Genomic DNA, 15195 nt, shown 5'->3' on the forward strand with positions numbered 1-15195 from the left:
GGCTATCCGCCGCGCGAGTCGCCCTATTCTGTCGCGTCTCGTCGGCGGGAGCGACAGATTCCGGCGACTCTCGCGAGGTGGCGCGCTTGCGGCCGCTCACGGGACGGTCACGAAGTCGATGAGTTCCTCGACGCGGCCGAGCAGGGCCGGTTCGAGGTCGCGGAACGTGGTGACGCGCGACAGGATGTGCTGCCACGCGCGGGCCGTGTCGGCCTGCTCCTCGGCGGGCCAGCCGAGGGCGCGGCAGACGCCGACCTTCCACTCGATGCCGCGGGGCACCTCCGGCCACGCGGCGATGCCGAGGGCGCGGGGCGTGACGCACTGCCAGACGTCGACGAAGGGGTGGCCGACGATCCGCACGTGCGCGCCGTGGCGGCCTCGGGCGATCTTGTCGGCGATCCGCGACTCCTTGGAGTTCGGCACGAGGTGGTCGACGAGCACGCCGTAGCGACGCTCGGCGGTGGGGGGCTCGGCATCCAGGGCCTGTTCGAGCAGGTCGACGCCCTCGAGGAACTCCACGACCACGCCCTCGGCGCGCAGGTCGGCGCCCCAGACCTTCTCGACGAGCTCGGCGTCGTGCTTGCCCTCGACGAAGATGCGGCTCGCGCGGGCGGTGCGGGCGCGCTGATCGGCGACGGCGAACGAGCCCGAGGCCGTGCGCGTGCGTCCCTTCGGGGCCGCCGACGGCGCGTCGAGCACCACCGGGGCGCCGTCGACGAGGAAGCCGCCGCCGAGGGGGAACAGGCGTCGCTTGCCGAAGCGGTCCTCGAGCTCGACGTTCATGCCGTCGACGCGGGTCACCGCTCCGCAGAATCCGTCGCCGACCACTTCGACGACCAGGTCTGCGGATGCCGCGACGCGGGCGGGCGGGGTGCGTCCGGCGTCGCGCCAGCCGCGGGCGAGCACATCGGTGCCGTAACGGTCGTCCATGGGTACCTCCGAACGCTCGAGCCTAGGCGGCGCGATTGTGCGCTGACAGCGGACGCGCCGGTCCTTCCCCGGTGTCGGCGGTCGTTTATAGGCTGGGGACTTCGGGTCGTCGAAAGGGGAGGCATGCGAAAGCCGAAGGCGGCACACGTGCTGGCGATTCTGCTGCTGGCCGTGGGGGGAATCCTCGGCGGGCCTCTCGCGGCCCTCGCCGTCCCCCCTCCCTCGCTGGGCTCCAGCTACGTCGTCGACCAGGCCGACGTGCTCACCGACGCGCAAGAGGCGCAGGTGCAGTCGCGCATGATCACGCTGTCCACGCAGACGGGGCTCGACCTGTGGGTCGTGTACGTCGACGGGTTCACCGACCCACCCGCCGCCGAGGACTGGGCGAACGAGACGGCCAACCGCAACCAGCTCGGACCCCACCAGTACCTGCTCGCCGTCGCGATCGAAGACGGCGCCGCCACGTTCTACCTCTCGGGCGACGTCGACGACGGCGCATTGACCGCCGCGCAGCTCGGCGCCATCGAACAGGAACGCGTGCAGCCCCTGCTCGCCGCGGGCGACGACGCGGGGGCGGCGATCTCGGCGGCCGACGGCATCCGCGCCGCCTACTCCGAAGCGGGGGGCAACCAGCCCGCTCCCCCGCCCACTCCCGCCACGCAGAGCGGACCGGCGATCGGACCCATCGTGGTGGTGGGCCTGCTCCTCGTGGCCATCGCGGGCGGACTCGTGTGGTTCGGCCTGCGTCGTCGGCGCGCGACGGCGGGCGCCGCGGGAGGCCCCGCCGAGAGCATCGACGACCTCTCCCGGCGCGCGGGGTCGGCGTTGGTCGCCACCGACGACGCCGTCAAGACCAGCGAGCAGGAGCTCGGCTTCGCCCGCGCCCAGTTCGGCGACGCCGCCGCCGCACCGTTCGTCGAGGTGCTGGCCCAGGCCAAGGCCGACCTCGACGCGGCCTTCTCGATCCAGCAGCAGCTCGACGACGAGACCCCCGAGACCCCCGAGCAGCAGCGCGCCGGGTACGCCGAGATCCTGCGCCTGTGCGCCGCCGCCGACGCGGCACTCGATGCCAAGACCGCGGCCTTCGACGAGTTGCGGGCGCTGGAGGCCGACGCCCCCGCCGCCCTGGCCGCCACGACGCAGCAGCAGACGGCCGTCGCGGCGGCCCTGGCTGCGGCCGAGGCGGATCTCGCGCGTCTGCGTGCGCAGTATGCCGACGACGCCCTGACCACCGTCGCCGACAACCCCGTGCAGGCGCGCGCCCGACTCGACCTCGCCGCTGAGCAGACGGCCGCGGCGCAGGCGGCCCTCGGCGCCGGGCGCACGGGCGAGGCGGCGGTCGCCATCCGCGCCGCCCAAGCCGCGGTCGCCCAGGCCGACGTGCTGGAGCGCGCGATCACGACTCTCGGCACCGACCTCGCCGACGCGCAGCAGCGGGCCGGCGCACTCGTCGCCGAGATCGAGGGAGACCTCGCGGCGGCGGCGCAGCTCACCGACGCCGACGGACGCATCGCCGGAGCGGCCGCCTCGGCGCGATCGCAGCTCGACGCCGCCCGCGCGACCCTGGCTCCCCCGCGCCCCAGTCCCCTGCGCGCCCTCGAGGGGTTGCAGCAGGCCAACGCGACCATCGACGCCGTGCTCGACGAAGCCCGTGACGCCGCCGAGCGACGCCGCCGCGCCGAGAGCCAACTCGACGGCACGCTGGCCCAGGCCCGCGCCCAGGTGTCGGCGACCGAGGACTTCATCTCGGCACGGCGCGGAGCCGTGGGGCCCACCGCACGCACGCGCCTGGCCGAGGCCGGCGCCGCCCTCGTGCAGGCGGAGCAGACGCGCTCCACCGACCCGGCGGCGGCGCTGTCGCTCGCCCAGCGCGCCGCGCAGCTGGGCTCGCAGGCGGGGTCGCTCGCCCAGAACGACGTCGGCGCCTTCGGCGGCGGCGGGGGTCAGGGCGGGGGCGGCGACATGATGGGCGCTCTGCTCGGCGGGATCGCGATCAACTCTCTGCTCGGCGGCGGTGGCCGACGCGGCGGCTTCGGCGGCGGCGGCCTGGGTGGCCTCGGCGGCTTCGGCGGCGGCGGACGGAGCGGCGGCTCGGGCGGCTTCGGGGGCTTCGGCGGCGGCGGACGCTCCCGCAGCGGAGGCGGCAGGGCCGGGGGCGGCGGCGGACGCAGCCGTTCCGGCGGAGGACGTGTCAATCGACGCTGATCCACCCCTACCGGCGACCGGGCCGATCACAGAGAATTCGTAGCATCCGACACCAGACTCGACATCGTCGCCCTCAGGAAGGAACACCCCGCATGGCCAAGCAGTCCATCTTCGGTCGCATCTCGACCCTCGTTCGCGCGAACATCAATTCGCTCCTCGATCAGGCCGAGGACCCGCAGAAGATGCTCGACCAGCTCGTGCGCGATTACTCGAACTCGATCGCCGACGCCGAGTCGGCCATCGCCGAGACCATCGGCAACCTGCGTCTGCTCGAGCGCGACCACCAAGAAGACGTGCAGGCGGCGGCCGAGTGGGGCAACAAGGCCCTCGCCGCCAGCCGCAAGGGCGACGAGCTGCGCGCCACCGGCAACGCGAGCGAGGCCGACAAGTTCGACAACCTCGCGAAGATCGCCCTGCAGCGTCAGATCACCGCCGAGAGCGAGGCGAAGTCGGCCGCGCCCACGATCGCGTCGCAGACCGAGGTCGTCGACAAGCTCAAGGACGGCCTCAACGGCATGAAGGGCAAGCTCGAGCAGCTGCGCTCCAAGCGCAGCGAGTTGCTCGCCCGTGCCAAGGTCGCCGAGGCCCAGAACAAGGTGCACGACGCGGTCAAGTCGATCGACGTGCTCGACCCCACCAGCGAGCTCGGCCGTTTCGAAGACAAGATCCGTCGCGAAGAAGCCCTCGCCGCCGGCAAGCAGGAGCTCGCGGCCTCCAGCATCGACGCCCAGTTCAACGCGCTCGACGACGTGGGCGAGCTCACCGAGGTCGAGGCACGTCTCGCCGCGCTGAAGGTCGGCGGCCCCCAGCGCGCCGCGATCGACGCGCCCAGCCCCGACCTCTGATCGACACCGAGAGTGCATCGCCCGGCCCGCCGGGCGATGCACTCTCGTCTCTTCGCGAGGAACACCCATGACGCGTTTCATCGTCGCCCCGCAGTGGCAGGGCTCGTCGTCGTCGCGGGCGATGCAGCTCATCGACGGCGCCGATGCCATCGCCGGTGACCTGCCCCGCGCCTCGACGACGGTGCTCGAGGCCCCGACCGAGGCCGGAGACGCCCAGGGCACGCGCATCCACCGGCTCACCGCCCTCTGGCGCATGCGCGAGCGCATCGAAGACGCCGTACGCGGTTCCGCCGAACCGGCGATCGTGGTGGGCGGCGATTGCGGCGTCGCCCTCGGCGCGGTTGCGGCCGTGGCCGACGACGACCTCGCCGTCGTGTGGATCGACGCGCACCCCGACCTCCACACCCCCGCCTCCTCCCCCAGCGGCGCGTTCACCGGCATGGTGCTGCGCGCGATCACGGGCGAGGGCGAAGACCCTCTGCGCCTGCACCCCGGCATCGCCGCCTCGCGTCTCGTGCTGGCGGGCACCCGATCGCTCGACGACGAGGAGCAGCGCTACGTCGACGACAACGCCGTGCGCGTCGTCTCGGCCGACGCGTTGGCCGACCCCGACGCCCTGGCCGACGCGGTCGTCGCCACCGGGGCCTCGCGCGTCTACGTGCACGTCGATCTCGACGTCCTCGATCCCGCCGAGATCTCCGGCGTCGCCCACCCCGTGCCTTTCGGTGCGCGCACGGCCGACGTCGTGGCATCCATTCGTCGTCTGAGAGAACGGATGCCGATGGCGGGGGCGACCCTGACCGAGTTCTCGCCGTCGTCGCCCGCCGCCGCCGTGGACGACCTCGGAACGATCCTTCGACTGATCGGAGCCCTGGCATGAGCCCCCTCCCGCCCCCTCCGGCCGGCTGGCGCGAGCGCGCGGACCGCGCCGTCGCGCGCGGTCGCGTCTGGGATCGCTTCATTCCCGCCGTGCTGCTCGACTCCCCCGTCAGCCGCGTCGGCTACTGGTACGGCTGCACGGTCGGGTGGGTGTGGGGATCGCTGTGGAGCACCGGCCGCATCGAGAAGCGGCAGGGCCTCTGGGTGTTCCGCGGCCTGCCCTCGTGGGCGTTCCCGCGCGGCGGAGTGTGCGTCGGGGGCTGCTTCCTCACCGGAGACGTGCGGCCCACCGACGTCGTCCTCGGACACGAGGCCGTGCATCACCGCCAGTGGCGTCGCTACGGCTTTCTCATGCCCGTGCTCTACGCGCTCGCGGGCCGAGATCCCCTGGGCAACCGCTTCGAGATCGAGGCGGGCCTGATCGAGGGCAACTACGTGCCGCGAGGCAGCTGAACCGAACCATCACTGTCGGGGTCGACGGCTGCGGGGTCTTCGCGACGCCGCGGGGCCCGCTTCAGCGTGCGGTCGCCAGACCGAAGCGCTCGGGCGTGTGGATCGACTGCGCGTCGACGCCGTGACGCGCGACCAGGTCGTCGACGATCTCGGCGGTACCCAGGTAGCCGCCCAGCAGGAACACGCGCGTGGCGTCGTCGTCGCAGCACAGCATCTCGCCGGACCAGCCGGCGACGGCCCGTGCCAGGGCCTCGCCCGGAGCGCAACCGCGGCCGGTGCCGGGGGCGCCGCCACGGCGCGAGCGATCGAGCCACGAGAGCGTCATGCGCGCGGGGGCGGCGATGCGTCCGATCCACGACTCATCGGGCACCTCGACGAACACCCGCCCGGTCGAGCAGATCGGCAAGGTCGCGAGCAGAGCTTGGAGCTCGACGAGAGAGGTCTCGTCGGCGGTCACCAGGTGCTGCACGCGGGTGTGCCGCGACGCGCGGCACGCGGCGTCGTTGTGCTCGGTGGAGGTGGTCATGATGGCTTCCACTATACCGCGAGTGAAGGGTTGCCTAACCTGAGTTCCCCCTTTGTATCTCGACGCCGACGAGACGGCGGGCGCCGGCCGCATCGGTTCAGCCCACCAGCACCGCACGCAGCCGGAGCAGCTCGTCGTCGCTCAGCCCGTGCGCCCGCAGGTAGCCCGCCGGTGAGCCGTACTCGCGGTCGAGCCGGCTGAGCAGTGCGCGCATCACCGGCGCCGGAGACCGGGTGGCCAAGTCCTCGACGTGCACGTTGCCGGGGTGCACCGCGCGGATCGCGGCGAGCACGGCGGCGTTGCGTTCGGTGGGCAGCAGAGCCTCGGTGCGCGCGTAGTCGGCGATGACGGCCTCGCGATCCACGCCCGCCGCGGCGAGCGCGATCGCGACCGTGACCCCCGTGCGGTCCTTGCCGACGGTGCAGTGCACGAGCACGGGCTGGGCGTCGAGCAGACCGCGCACCACCTCGACGACGCGGTCGGCGGAGTCATCGACGATGCCGTCGTACATGTCGGCCAGGCTCAGATCACGCGCGAAGAACGACGCCACCGATCCGAGGAACAGCGGGGTGTGCTGCACGTCGACCGGCACGTCGTCGAAGCGGCTGGGCGCGTGGGCCACCTCGGCCTCGTCGCGCAGGTCGATCACGCGCCGGATGCCGAGCTCGCGCAGCGTCTGCACCCCGGCGTCGTCGAGGTGCACGAGGTTGCCGGAGCGGAACAGCACCCCCTCACGCGTGCGTCCCTCTCGGGTCGGCAGACCTCCGACGTCGCGGAAGTTCGTCGCACCCGACACGAGCGATCGCGACTCGGACGATCGCGACTCTGACGACCCGGTCACGCGGGGTCCTCGCCGTGGAGGTGGGCGGCGGGGGCGAGGTCGTCGGCGACGCCCCCGGCGGACCCCCCGCGCGGGGGAACGGGGTACCGACCCGCGATGGCCACGCGGTTGAAGGCGTTGATCGCCACGAGCACCCAGCTGAGGGCGACGTACTCCTGCTCGCTCAAGATGCCGCCGGCCTGGTCGTACACCTCGTCGGGAATGCCGTCTTCGTGGATGAACGTGAACGACTCGGTCAGTTCGAGCGCCGCCCGCTCCCGCTCGTCGAAGACCCCCGACTCACGCCAGGTGGCGATCTGGGCGATGACGTCGGCGTCGAGGCCGGCCTTCACCGCCGCGTCGACGTGCACGCGCACGCAGAAGGCGCAGCCGTTGAGCTGCGACGCGTGGATCTGCACGATCTCGCGCAGCCGCGCGTCGATGCCGGCTTCGGCGGCGATGCGGCCGACCGTGGTCGAGAACGACCGCAGGGCCGCGTAGGCCTCGGGAGCCTTCTTCGACAGGTGCACGCGCTGTTCCTCGCCCATGGCGACAGCCTACGGCGGGCGGGTGCGACCGGTGCCGCGTTCGCCGACCCACCGGTCGCGTCATGCCGTCGATCGGGCGCCGACCGTGACGCCCGCCGTGACGCCCCGAGGCGCCGAGGTGGCGGCATCCGGGCCCGCGATGACAGGGTGGCTGTCATGCCCGAGGTCGACGAGTTCTCGTTCCTTCCCGCGCAGGCCGACGATCTCGGCCTCGACGTCCCCTCCGTCGAGCGGGTGCAGCTCACCCTGCCCGACGGACGCACGCTGAGCGGCCTGCGGTGGGGCGATGCTCCACCCGAGGTCACCCTGCTGCACGGAGCCGGGCTGAACGCCCACACGTGGGACACGACGCTGCTCCACCTGGGGGTCCCCGCCCTCGCCCTCGACCTGCCGGGCCACGGCGACTCCTCATGGCGCGACGACGCCGCCTACGTGGCGCGCGTGCTGGCTCCCGACGTCGCGATCGCCCTCGAAGCCTGGACCGAGGGCCCGCAGACGCTGGTCGGCCACTCGCTCGGCGGGCTCACGGCGGCCGCCGTCGCGGCATCCCGTCCCGAGCTCGTCGCGCGTCTCGTCGTCGTCGACATCACCCCGGGGGTGGATCCGAGCGCCGGACCCGCGCAGATCCGCGCGTTCTTCGCCGGTCCCACCGACTGGGCGTCGCGCGACGAGCTGGTCGACCGCGCCCTGTCGTTCGGGCTCGGCGGCACGCGCGACGCCGCGGAACGCGGGGTCTTCCTCAACTCGCGCGTGCGGGCCGACGGCCGCGTCGAGTGGAAGCACCACTTCGCCCACCTCGCCGCAGCGGCGGCGAACGCCGGTGCCGACGCGACGACCCCGGATGCCGTTCGCGCGGTGCTCTCGAGCACCGGATGGGACGACGTGGCCGGTGTCGCCGCCCCGATCACGCTGATCCGCGGGGAACGCGGTTTCGTCACCGCGGCCGACGCCGACCAGTTCGTCGAACGGGTGCCCGGTGCCGCCGTGCGCGTGCTCCCCACCGGCCACAACGCGCAGGAGGAAGACCCGGCGGCGCTCGCCGACATCATCCGCGACGCGGCCGCCCCCGCCTGAGCCTCGGCGCGGCCGGCGGGGCTCACCCGAAGGCGGGTTCCTCGTCATACGGCGTCGCGCACCGTCATGAAGGACGTGGAGGGAATGCGGGTGAAAGTAGGCTGTTCCCACCCCATGCACGGCATCCACAGCACTCGGATGCCCTCGGCCTGCGAAAGGACATCCCCGCAATGCTGCGCCGCACCGCCCTCGCCACGAGCGCGCTCCTGATCGGAGCCCTCCTCCTCACCTCCTGCACCGGCGGGAACACCGCATCGGCCCCGACCGGTGCCGTCGACCCCGACGCCACCCTCACGGTGGGTCTGTCGCTGGAACCGTCGAACCTCGACATCCGCCACACGAGCGGAGCCGCCCTCGAGCAGGCCCTCGTCGACAACGTCTACCAGGGTCTCGTGACCCGCAACGGCGACGACGACAACGCGATCGTCCCGGCCCTGGCCACGGAGTGGACCATCTCGCCCGACGGGCTGACCTACACCTTCACCCTGCGGGAGGGCGTGACCTTCCACGACGGCACCGCGATGACCGCCGACGACGTGGTCACCTCGCTGCAGACGGCGAAGGACGACGCGACCATCCAGAACAGCGCCGACCTCGCCAACGTCGCCTCGATCGCCTCGCCCGACGCGTCCACCGTCGTGCTGACGCTCGCGCAGCCGAACATCGACTTCCTGTTCACCCTCACCGGCCGCGCCGGACTCGTGTTCAAGAACGCCGACACGACGAACTTCCAGACCGCCGCGAACGGCACCGGGCCGTTCACGGTCGCGTCGCGCAACACCGGTCAGAGCCTCACGCTCGCCCGATACGACGGGTACTGGGGCGACAAGGCCGGCGTCGCCGAGGTCGTCCTCGACTACATCCCCGACCGCAGCGCGGCCGTCAACGCCGCCGTCAGCGGCGACCTCGACGTCGCCCTCGAGGTCGACCCCGAACTGCAGAGCCAGGTCGAGGGCACCGGGAACTTCACGATCGACACGGGCCTGACCACCGACAAGGCGACTCTGGCGTTCAACAACCAGCGCGCCCCCCTCACCGACCAGCGGGTGCGCGAGGCCCTGCGTCTGGCCATCGACCACGACGCCCTCGTCGAGACGGTCATCGCCGCGCAGACCCTGAACGGTCCGATCCCCCCGCTCGACCCCGGGTACGAAGACCTCACGGGCAGCGTGTCGTACAACCCCGACCGCGCCCGCGACCTGCTCGCCCAGGCCGGTGCCGAGAACCTCGAGCTGACGCTGACGATCCCCAACGTCTACCCCACGTCGATCCCGACGTTCCTCGTGTCGTCGTTCGCCGACGTGGGCGTCACGCTCAAGGTCGAATCGGTGGACTTCTCGACCTGGCTGCAGGACGTCTACACGAACCACGACTACGACCTGAGCTTCGTGCGTCACGTCGAGGCGCGGGACTTCGGCAACTGGGCGAACCCCACGTACTACTTCGGGTACGACAACGCGACGGTGCAGAGCCTGTACGCGCAGGCCCAGGCGACCACCGACGAGCAGCAGTCCTCCGACCTGCTCGCCGAGGCCGCCCGCATCGTCGACGACGAGGATGCCGCCGACTGGCTGCTCCTGGCCACCCCGCGCACCGCGGTCGGCACGAACGTCGCGAACTTCCCGAAGAACTCGCTCAACGTGCGCCTGCCCCTCGCGGGCGTGACGGTCTCCTCGGAGTGATCCGCTACGCGCTGACACGGCTGGGCCTGCTTCTCCTGGGCCTGGCCGTGGCCAGCGCGCTGATCTTCCTGTCGCTGCGGGTGCTCCCCGGCGACGTCGCGCAGCTGATCGCCGGAACGCAGTCGACCCCCGAGCAGGTCGCCGCCCTGCGCGAGAGCCTGGGCCTCGACGTGCCGCTGTGGACGCAGTACTTCGACTGGATCGGCGGGCTGCTGCGGGGCGATCTGGGTACCTCCTTGGTCACCGGCGAGTCGGTCGCGGCCGAACTCCTCGACAAGGCGCGGGTCACCGTGCCCCTCGCGGTCATGTCGCTCACGGTCGCCCTGCTCATCGGCATCCCGCTCGGAGTGCTGTCGGCCCTCGGCCGGCGCACCGCCGGGGGGACCGCCCTCAGCGTCGCGTCGCAGGCCCTGGCCGCCGTGCCGGTGGTGTGGGCGGGGATGCTGCTGGTCGTCGTGTTCGCCGTCTGGCTGGGCTGGCTGCCGCCGCAGGGGTTCCCCCGCGCCGGGTGGAACGACCCCGGGGCGGCGTTCCGCGCCCTCGTGCTCCCCGCGCTCACCATCGGCGTGGTCGAGGGCGCGATGCTGCTGCGGTTCGTCCGCAGCGCCACCCTGCAGGCCCTCGGGCAGGACTACGTGCGCACGGCCGCGGCGAAGGGACTGACCCGCACGCGGGCGTTGGTGCGCCACGGACTGCCGAACGTCGGACTGTCGGTGATCACGGTGCTCGGACTGCAGATCGCCGGCATCATCGTCGGCGCCGTCGTGATCGAGCAGCTGTTCACCCTTCCCGGCGTCGGCCGCATGCTCGTCGCCGACGTCGCGGCGCGCGACCTCCCGAAGGTGCAGGGCGAGCTGCTCGCCCTCACCGGGTTCGTGCTGCTCGTCGGCTTCGTCGTCGACCTCGTGCACCGCCTGATCGATCCCCGCCAGCGGGAGGCCTCGTGAGCACCCTGAAACGCCTGTGGAATCTGGGCACCGGCCGGTTCGGCATCCTGATCGTCGTGCTCCTGGTGATCACGGCCGTGGTGTCGCTGGTGTGGACGCCGTTCGATCCCGCCGCCGTCGACGCGCGTGCGCGCTGGCTCTCCCCCTCGTGGCCGCACGTGCTCGGCACCGACAACAACGGTCGCGACATCGCGAGCCTGCTCATGGCGGGGGCCCGCACGACGATCGTCGTCGCCGTCGGGGCCGGGATCGTCGCGTCGGTGCTCGGCCTCGCCCTCGCCGCCCTCGGCTCGCTCACCGCGCGGTGGATCCGCGAGAGCATCGCCGTGCTCGTCGACATCCTGATCGCGTTCCCCGTGCTCATCATCGCCATGATGATCTCGGCCGTCTGGGGCGGCTCCCTCGCCGTGGTCATCTGGTCGGTGGGGATCGGCTTCGGCGTCAACATCGCCCGCGTGACGCGCCCGGAACTGCGTCGCGTGCTGCACAGCGACTTCGTGCTCGCGGGGCGTGCCAGCGGTTTGACCCCCTGGCAGAACCTCACCCGGCACCTGCTGCCCAACGTCGCCCCCGTCTTCATCGTGCAGCTGTCGTGGGGCATGGCGGTCGCCGTGCTCGCCGAGGCCGGACTGTCGTACCTGGGCTTCGGCGCCCCGGTCACCCAACCGTCGTGGGGCGTCCTGCTGAGCGATCTGCAGTCGTACATCTCGGTGCACCCGCTCACCGTCGTCTGGCCGGGGCTGGCGATCACCCTCACCGTGCTGGGGCTCAACCTGCTCGGCGACGCCCTGCGCGAAGCCGCCGACCCGACGCTCGCCCAGCGTGCACCCGCCGCCCGCACCCACGTTCCGGGAGTGGTCGCATGAGCCTCGTCGTGAAAGACCTGCGCGTCGAGATCGGCGGCCGCGCCGTCGTCGACGGCGTGTCGTTCGAGGTGCCCGACGGCGCACGGGTGGGCATCATCGGCGAATCGGGCTCGGGCAAGTCCCTCACCGCCCTGGCGATCCTGGGGCTGCTGCCCGACGACGCCCGGGCCTCGGGGAGCGTGAGCTGGAACGACCGCGAGATCCTGGGTCTCGACGACCGCGAGCTCGCGCGCCTGCGCGGCGACGACATCGGCATGGTCTTCCAAGAGCCGCGGACCGCCCTCAACCCCATCCGCACGGTCGGGCGCCAGATCGGCGAATCGGTGCGCATCCACGAGGGCGTCTCCCGCCGAGAGGCGGCGCGCCGCGCCGTGATCGAGGCGGAACGCGTCGCCCTCCCCGACCCGGAGCGCATCGTCGCGCGCTATCCGCACCAGCTCTCGGGCGGTCAACGCCAGCGGGTCGCGATCGCGATGGCGCTCGCGTGCCGTCCCCGTCTGCTGATCGCCGACGAACCGACCACGGCCCTCGACGTCACCATCCAGGCCGGGATCCTGTCGTTGCTGCGGTCCCTGGTCCACGACGCCGGGATGTCCCTCGTCTTCATCACGCACGATCTCGCGGTGCTGGCGCAGGTCGCCACCCACGCCGTGGTCCTCGAGCACGGCCGCGTGGTCGAGCACGGAGCAGTCGCCGACCTGCTGCGGGCGCCGTCGTCGCCGGTCACGCGGGCGCTGCTGCGTGACGCGACGGCGACGCTCTGGCATCCCGAGACCGCCGGTCACGATGCCGCGACCCCGGCCGGCGTGCCGGTCGAGCCCGCACAGCGCGACGCGGGCGGGTCCGGCGCGACCGCCACCGCCCCCGACGCCGCGCCGACCGGTGGGGAGACGCCGTGACCGAGACGCTCATCCACGCGCGCGGGCTCTCGCGCACCTATCCCGCACCGCGGAAGGGCTTCGCACGGCCCGAACGCACGACGGCCCTCGACGACGTCGACCTGTCGGTGCTCGCGGGCTCGGCGGTGGGGATCATCGGCGAGTCGGGATCGGGCAAGTCGACGCTCGTCCGGCTGCTGCTGGGCCTCGACACCCCGTCGGCGGGCACCGTGGAGGTGACGGGGCGCCCCGTCGTCGCCGGCGGCTCCGCCCGCTCGCTGCACTGGCTGCGCCGCACCACCGGGATGGTGTTCCAAGACCCGTACGCGTCGCTCGATCCGCGCATGGACGTCGGTCGCATCGTGGGCGAACCCCTCTGGGCCCTGGGCATCGACGGCGACCGGCGCGCCCGGGTGCGCGACGTGCTCGTGCAGGTCGGCCTCGACGCCGACATGGCTTCGCGCTTCCCCCACGAGTTCTCGGGCGGTCAGCGCCAGCGCATCGCGCTCGCGCGCGCCATCGTGCACCGCCCGCGGATCCTCGTCGGCGACGAGCCGCTGTCGGCCCTCGACGTGACCGTGCGCGCGCAGATCCTTCGCCTCATCGCGCGCCTGCGCGCCGAAGAAGACCTGACCCTCGTGCTCGTCTCGCACGACATCGGCGTCGTGCAGAGCGTGTGCGACCAGGTCGTGGTGATGAAGGACGGCAAGGTCGTCGAGCAGGGCCCGACCGAGAAGGTGCTGCTGCAGCCCCAGGCGGCGTACACGCGGCAGCTGTTGGCGTCGATCCCGACCCTGCCACGCTGAAGTTCGCCGCCGCCGCAAGAACGGGCTTCGGCGCGGCGGTCTTCGCGCGGATGGCCCCATCCCGTGCGCTGCGGAGCGCCGTCGTGCGCGTGAGCAAGGGATGCCGCGATGTCGGAGGTCGGCGCTAACCTCGGCGCATGTACCCCGGCATCGTTCCCCCGTTCCTGCTCGATCGGCTCGCGTCCACCGACGACCCGCGGCTCGCACGCGCGGCCGCCGCGGCTCGCAAGACCCTGGCGATGCCGCGGCCGCCGCGGCCCACCCGCACCCGGCTCCGGCTGTCGATCGACGGCGACGCGCTCGTCGCCGAAGCGGTTCCCGCCCCCGATCGCATCATCTCCGACGCGCAGAACAGCGAGAACCTGCCCGGTCGGCGCGTGCGCAGCGAAGACGAAGAGCCCGTCGGCGACGCCGCCGTCGACGAGGCGTACGGCGGTCTCGGTGCCACGTACGACTTCTTCTGGGACGCCTTCGCACGCGACGGCATCGACGCGGCGGGCGGCTCGCTGCTCGCGACGGTGCACTTCGGCGACGACTACGACAACGCGTTCTGGAACGGCGAGCGCATGGTGTTCGGCGACGGCGACGGCGAGGTGTTCGTCGGGTTCACCCGCTCGCTCAGCGTCATCGCGCACGAGCTCGGCCACGGGGTGACCGAGGCCGCCGGGGGTCTCGAGTACCAGGGGCAGTCCGGCGCCCTGAACGAGTCGTTGTCCGACGTGTTCGGCGCCCTCGCCGAGCAGCACCGGCTCGGCCAGAGCGCCGACGAAGCGTCGTGGCTGATCGGCGCGGGCATCTTCGCGCCCGACGTGCAGGGCGAAGCACTGCGGTCGATGAAAGCACCCGGCACCGCCTACGACGACGACGTGCTCGGCACCGACCCGCAGCCCGGACACATGCGCGACTACGTCGAGACCGACGACGACAACGGGGGCGTGCACATCAACTCCGGCATCCCCAACCGCGCCTTCCACGTCGCCGCGACGACACTGGGCGGCTTCGCCTGGGAGCGCGCCGGACTCATCTGGTACCGCACCCTCACCGCGGGCACCCTCTCGCCCACCGCCGACTTCGCCGCCTTCGCCGCCGCCACGCGCGCCACCGCCGCCAGCGAGTACGGTGAGGAGTCCGAGGAGGTCGCCGCCGTCCGCGCCGCATGGGTCGCAGTCGGCGTCGAGGAGGATGCCGCAGCCTGACGCCGCGAACGACGAGCACTTCGCCGTGGTCGTCGTGCGCTCGGGTGGCCTCGCCGGGCTGCAGAAGCAGTGGCGGGCCGAGCCCGACCCGGCGCGTCTTGCTCAGTGGCGCGAACTCGTCGAGAGCTGCCCGTGGGATGCCGCCCCCTCTGCGTCGTCGGGTGCCGACCGCTATCAGTGGCGCATCGAGGTGCATCGCGGAGGCATCGCCGTGCGGCGAGCGCGGTTGGGCGACGGTCAGGTCGACGGTCCCTGGCGCACGCTCGTCGACGAGGTGCGCCGGGCCGCACCGTCGACGCCGCGCTCGCGCTGAGCGCCGGCCGCGCCATCCCGACCGGCCGCATGCGGGCGGGCCGAACTCCTGAGAGATCCGGCGTCCAGCCTCCCGCGTGTGCGGCGAACGGCATCCGCAACCCGAAACTCAGGAGTTCGGCCCGCCCACACCCGCGGCCGCGCACATCGGAACGGGGTCGGCTGCACCGGCCACGGGCCCATCTGGCCCCGCCCACGCGACCTCGCCCGGGCCCGCCGCCCGTCAGG

The 15195-nt window shown here is 72.7% G+C and carries 16 protein-coding genes; 12 read left to right on the forward strand and 4 right to left on the reverse strand.

Translation table 11 applies throughout. The annotated features are described in order from the left end of the window. Nucleotides 1-96 precede the first annotated feature (96 nt). The gene (locus BJP65_RS04220; protein WP_070408317.1) at nucleotides 97-930 is read right to left on the reverse strand and encodes a DUF3097 domain-containing protein; all 834 of its coding nucleotides are present in this window, start codon (nucleotides 928-930) and stop codon (nucleotides 97-99) included. A 123-nt stretch (nucleotides 931-1053) separates the two neighbouring features. On the opposite strand from BJP65_RS04220, the gene BJP65_RS04225 reads away from it, so the two are divergent. The 4 genes from BJP65_RS04225 (at nucleotide 1054) to BJP65_RS04240 (ending at nucleotide 5312) form a co-directional block, all read left to right on the forward strand. Further along, on the forward strand, nucleotides 1054-3135 hold the full coding sequence (locus BJP65_RS04225) for a YgcG family protein (protein ID WP_070408318.1): 2082 nt from the start codon (nucleotides 1054-1056) through the stop codon (nucleotides 3133-3135). A 92-nt stretch (nucleotides 3136-3227) separates the two neighbouring features. Then, nucleotides 3228-3980, forward strand: a complete 753-nt coding sequence (locus tag BJP65_RS04230) for a PspA/IM30 family protein (protein ID WP_055834714.1) — start codon at nucleotides 3228-3230, stop codon at nucleotides 3978-3980. A 67-nt stretch (nucleotides 3981-4047) separates the two neighbouring features. Further along, nucleotides 4048-4860, forward strand: coding sequence for an arginase family protein (locus tag BJP65_RS04235; RefSeq protein ID WP_070408319.1), 813 nt, complete (start codon nucleotides 4048-4050; stop codon nucleotides 4858-4860). Beyond that, entirely contained in the window at nucleotides 4857-5312 is a 456-nt protein-coding gene (locus BJP65_RS04240; RefSeq protein WP_070408320.1) for a Fe-S oxidoreductase, read from the forward strand. Before BJP65_RS04235 ends, BJP65_RS04240 begins: the two co-directional genes overlap by 4 nt. A 61-nt stretch (nucleotides 5313-5373) precedes the next feature. Here the strand turns inward: BJP65_RS04240 and BJP65_RS04245 are convergent, their stop codons facing one another. From BJP65_RS04245 to BJP65_RS04255, 3 genes are all read right to left on the reverse strand, one after another. Further along, entirely contained in the window at nucleotides 5374-5838 is a 465-nt protein-coding gene (locus BJP65_RS04245) for an SIP domain-containing protein (RefSeq protein WP_070408321.1), read from the reverse strand. 97 nt (nucleotides 5839-5935) lie between these two features. After that, the gene (locus tag BJP65_RS04250; RefSeq protein WP_070408322.1) at nucleotides 5936-6679 is read right to left on the reverse strand and encodes a tyrosine-protein phosphatase; all 744 of its coding nucleotides are present in this window, start codon (nucleotides 6677-6679) and stop codon (nucleotides 5936-5938) included. Then, on the reverse strand, nucleotides 6676-7206 hold the full coding sequence (locus BJP65_RS04255) for a carboxymuconolactone decarboxylase family protein (protein WP_070408323.1): 531 nt from the start codon (nucleotides 7204-7206) through the stop codon (nucleotides 6676-6678). Before BJP65_RS04255 ends, BJP65_RS04250 begins: the two co-directional genes overlap by 4 nt. A 156-nt stretch (nucleotides 7207-7362) precedes the next feature. Here BJP65_RS04255 and BJP65_RS04260 point away from each other — a divergent pair, with 156 nt between their 5' ends. The 8 genes from BJP65_RS04260 (at nucleotide 7363) to BJP65_RS04295 (ending at nucleotide 14968) form a co-directional block, all read left to right on the forward strand. After that, on the forward strand, nucleotides 7363-8280 hold the full coding sequence (locus BJP65_RS04260) for an alpha/beta fold hydrolase (protein WP_055834698.1): 918 nt from the start codon (nucleotides 7363-7365) through the stop codon (nucleotides 8278-8280). A gap of 170 nt (nucleotides 8281-8450) precedes the next feature. After that, complete coding sequence (locus BJP65_RS04265) at nucleotides 8451-9962, forward strand: ABC transporter substrate-binding protein (RefSeq protein ID WP_070408324.1); 1512 nt, start codon at nucleotides 8451-8453, stop codon at nucleotides 9960-9962. Continuing rightward, nucleotides 9959-10909, forward strand: a complete 951-nt coding sequence (locus tag BJP65_RS04270; protein ID WP_070408325.1) for an ABC transporter permease — start codon at nucleotides 9959-9961, stop codon at nucleotides 10907-10909. The genes BJP65_RS04265 and BJP65_RS04270 overlap by 4 nt, the downstream gene beginning before the upstream one ends. After that, nucleotides 10906-11775 carry an ABC transporter permease gene (locus tag BJP65_RS04275; protein ID WP_055936774.1) on the forward strand — a complete coding sequence of 290 codons (870 nt, stop codon included), beginning with the start codon at nucleotides 10906-10908 and terminating at the stop codon, nucleotides 11773-11775. The genes BJP65_RS04270 and BJP65_RS04275 overlap by 4 nt, the downstream gene beginning before the upstream one ends. Further along, nucleotides 11772-12674 (forward strand): ABC transporter ATP-binding protein, encoded by a 903-nt coding sequence (locus BJP65_RS04280; protein ID WP_083285699.1) that lies wholly within the window; start codon nucleotides 11772-11774, stop codon nucleotides 12672-12674. Before BJP65_RS04275 ends, BJP65_RS04280 begins: the two co-directional genes overlap by 4 nt. After that, entirely contained in the window at nucleotides 12671-13459 is a 789-nt protein-coding gene (locus BJP65_RS04285; RefSeq protein ID WP_181015979.1) for an ABC transporter ATP-binding protein, read from the forward strand. Before BJP65_RS04280 ends, BJP65_RS04285 begins: the two co-directional genes overlap by 4 nt. Nucleotides 13460-13596: 137 nt before the next feature. Further along, complete coding sequence (locus BJP65_RS04290) at nucleotides 13597-14655, forward strand: M4 family metallopeptidase (protein ID WP_070408326.1); 1059 nt, start codon at nucleotides 13597-13599, stop codon at nucleotides 14653-14655. After that, entirely contained in the window at nucleotides 14642-14968 is a 327-nt protein-coding gene (locus BJP65_RS04295; RefSeq protein ID WP_070408327.1) for a protealysin inhibitor emfourin, read from the forward strand. Before BJP65_RS04290 ends, BJP65_RS04295 begins: the two co-directional genes overlap by 14 nt. The last annotated feature ends 227 nt before the right edge of the window (nucleotides 14969-15195 follow it).

The organism is Microbacterium sp. BH-3-3-3 (assembly GCF_001792815.1).
GTDB lineage: Bacteria > Actinomycetota > Actinomycetes > Actinomycetales > Microbacteriaceae > Microbacterium.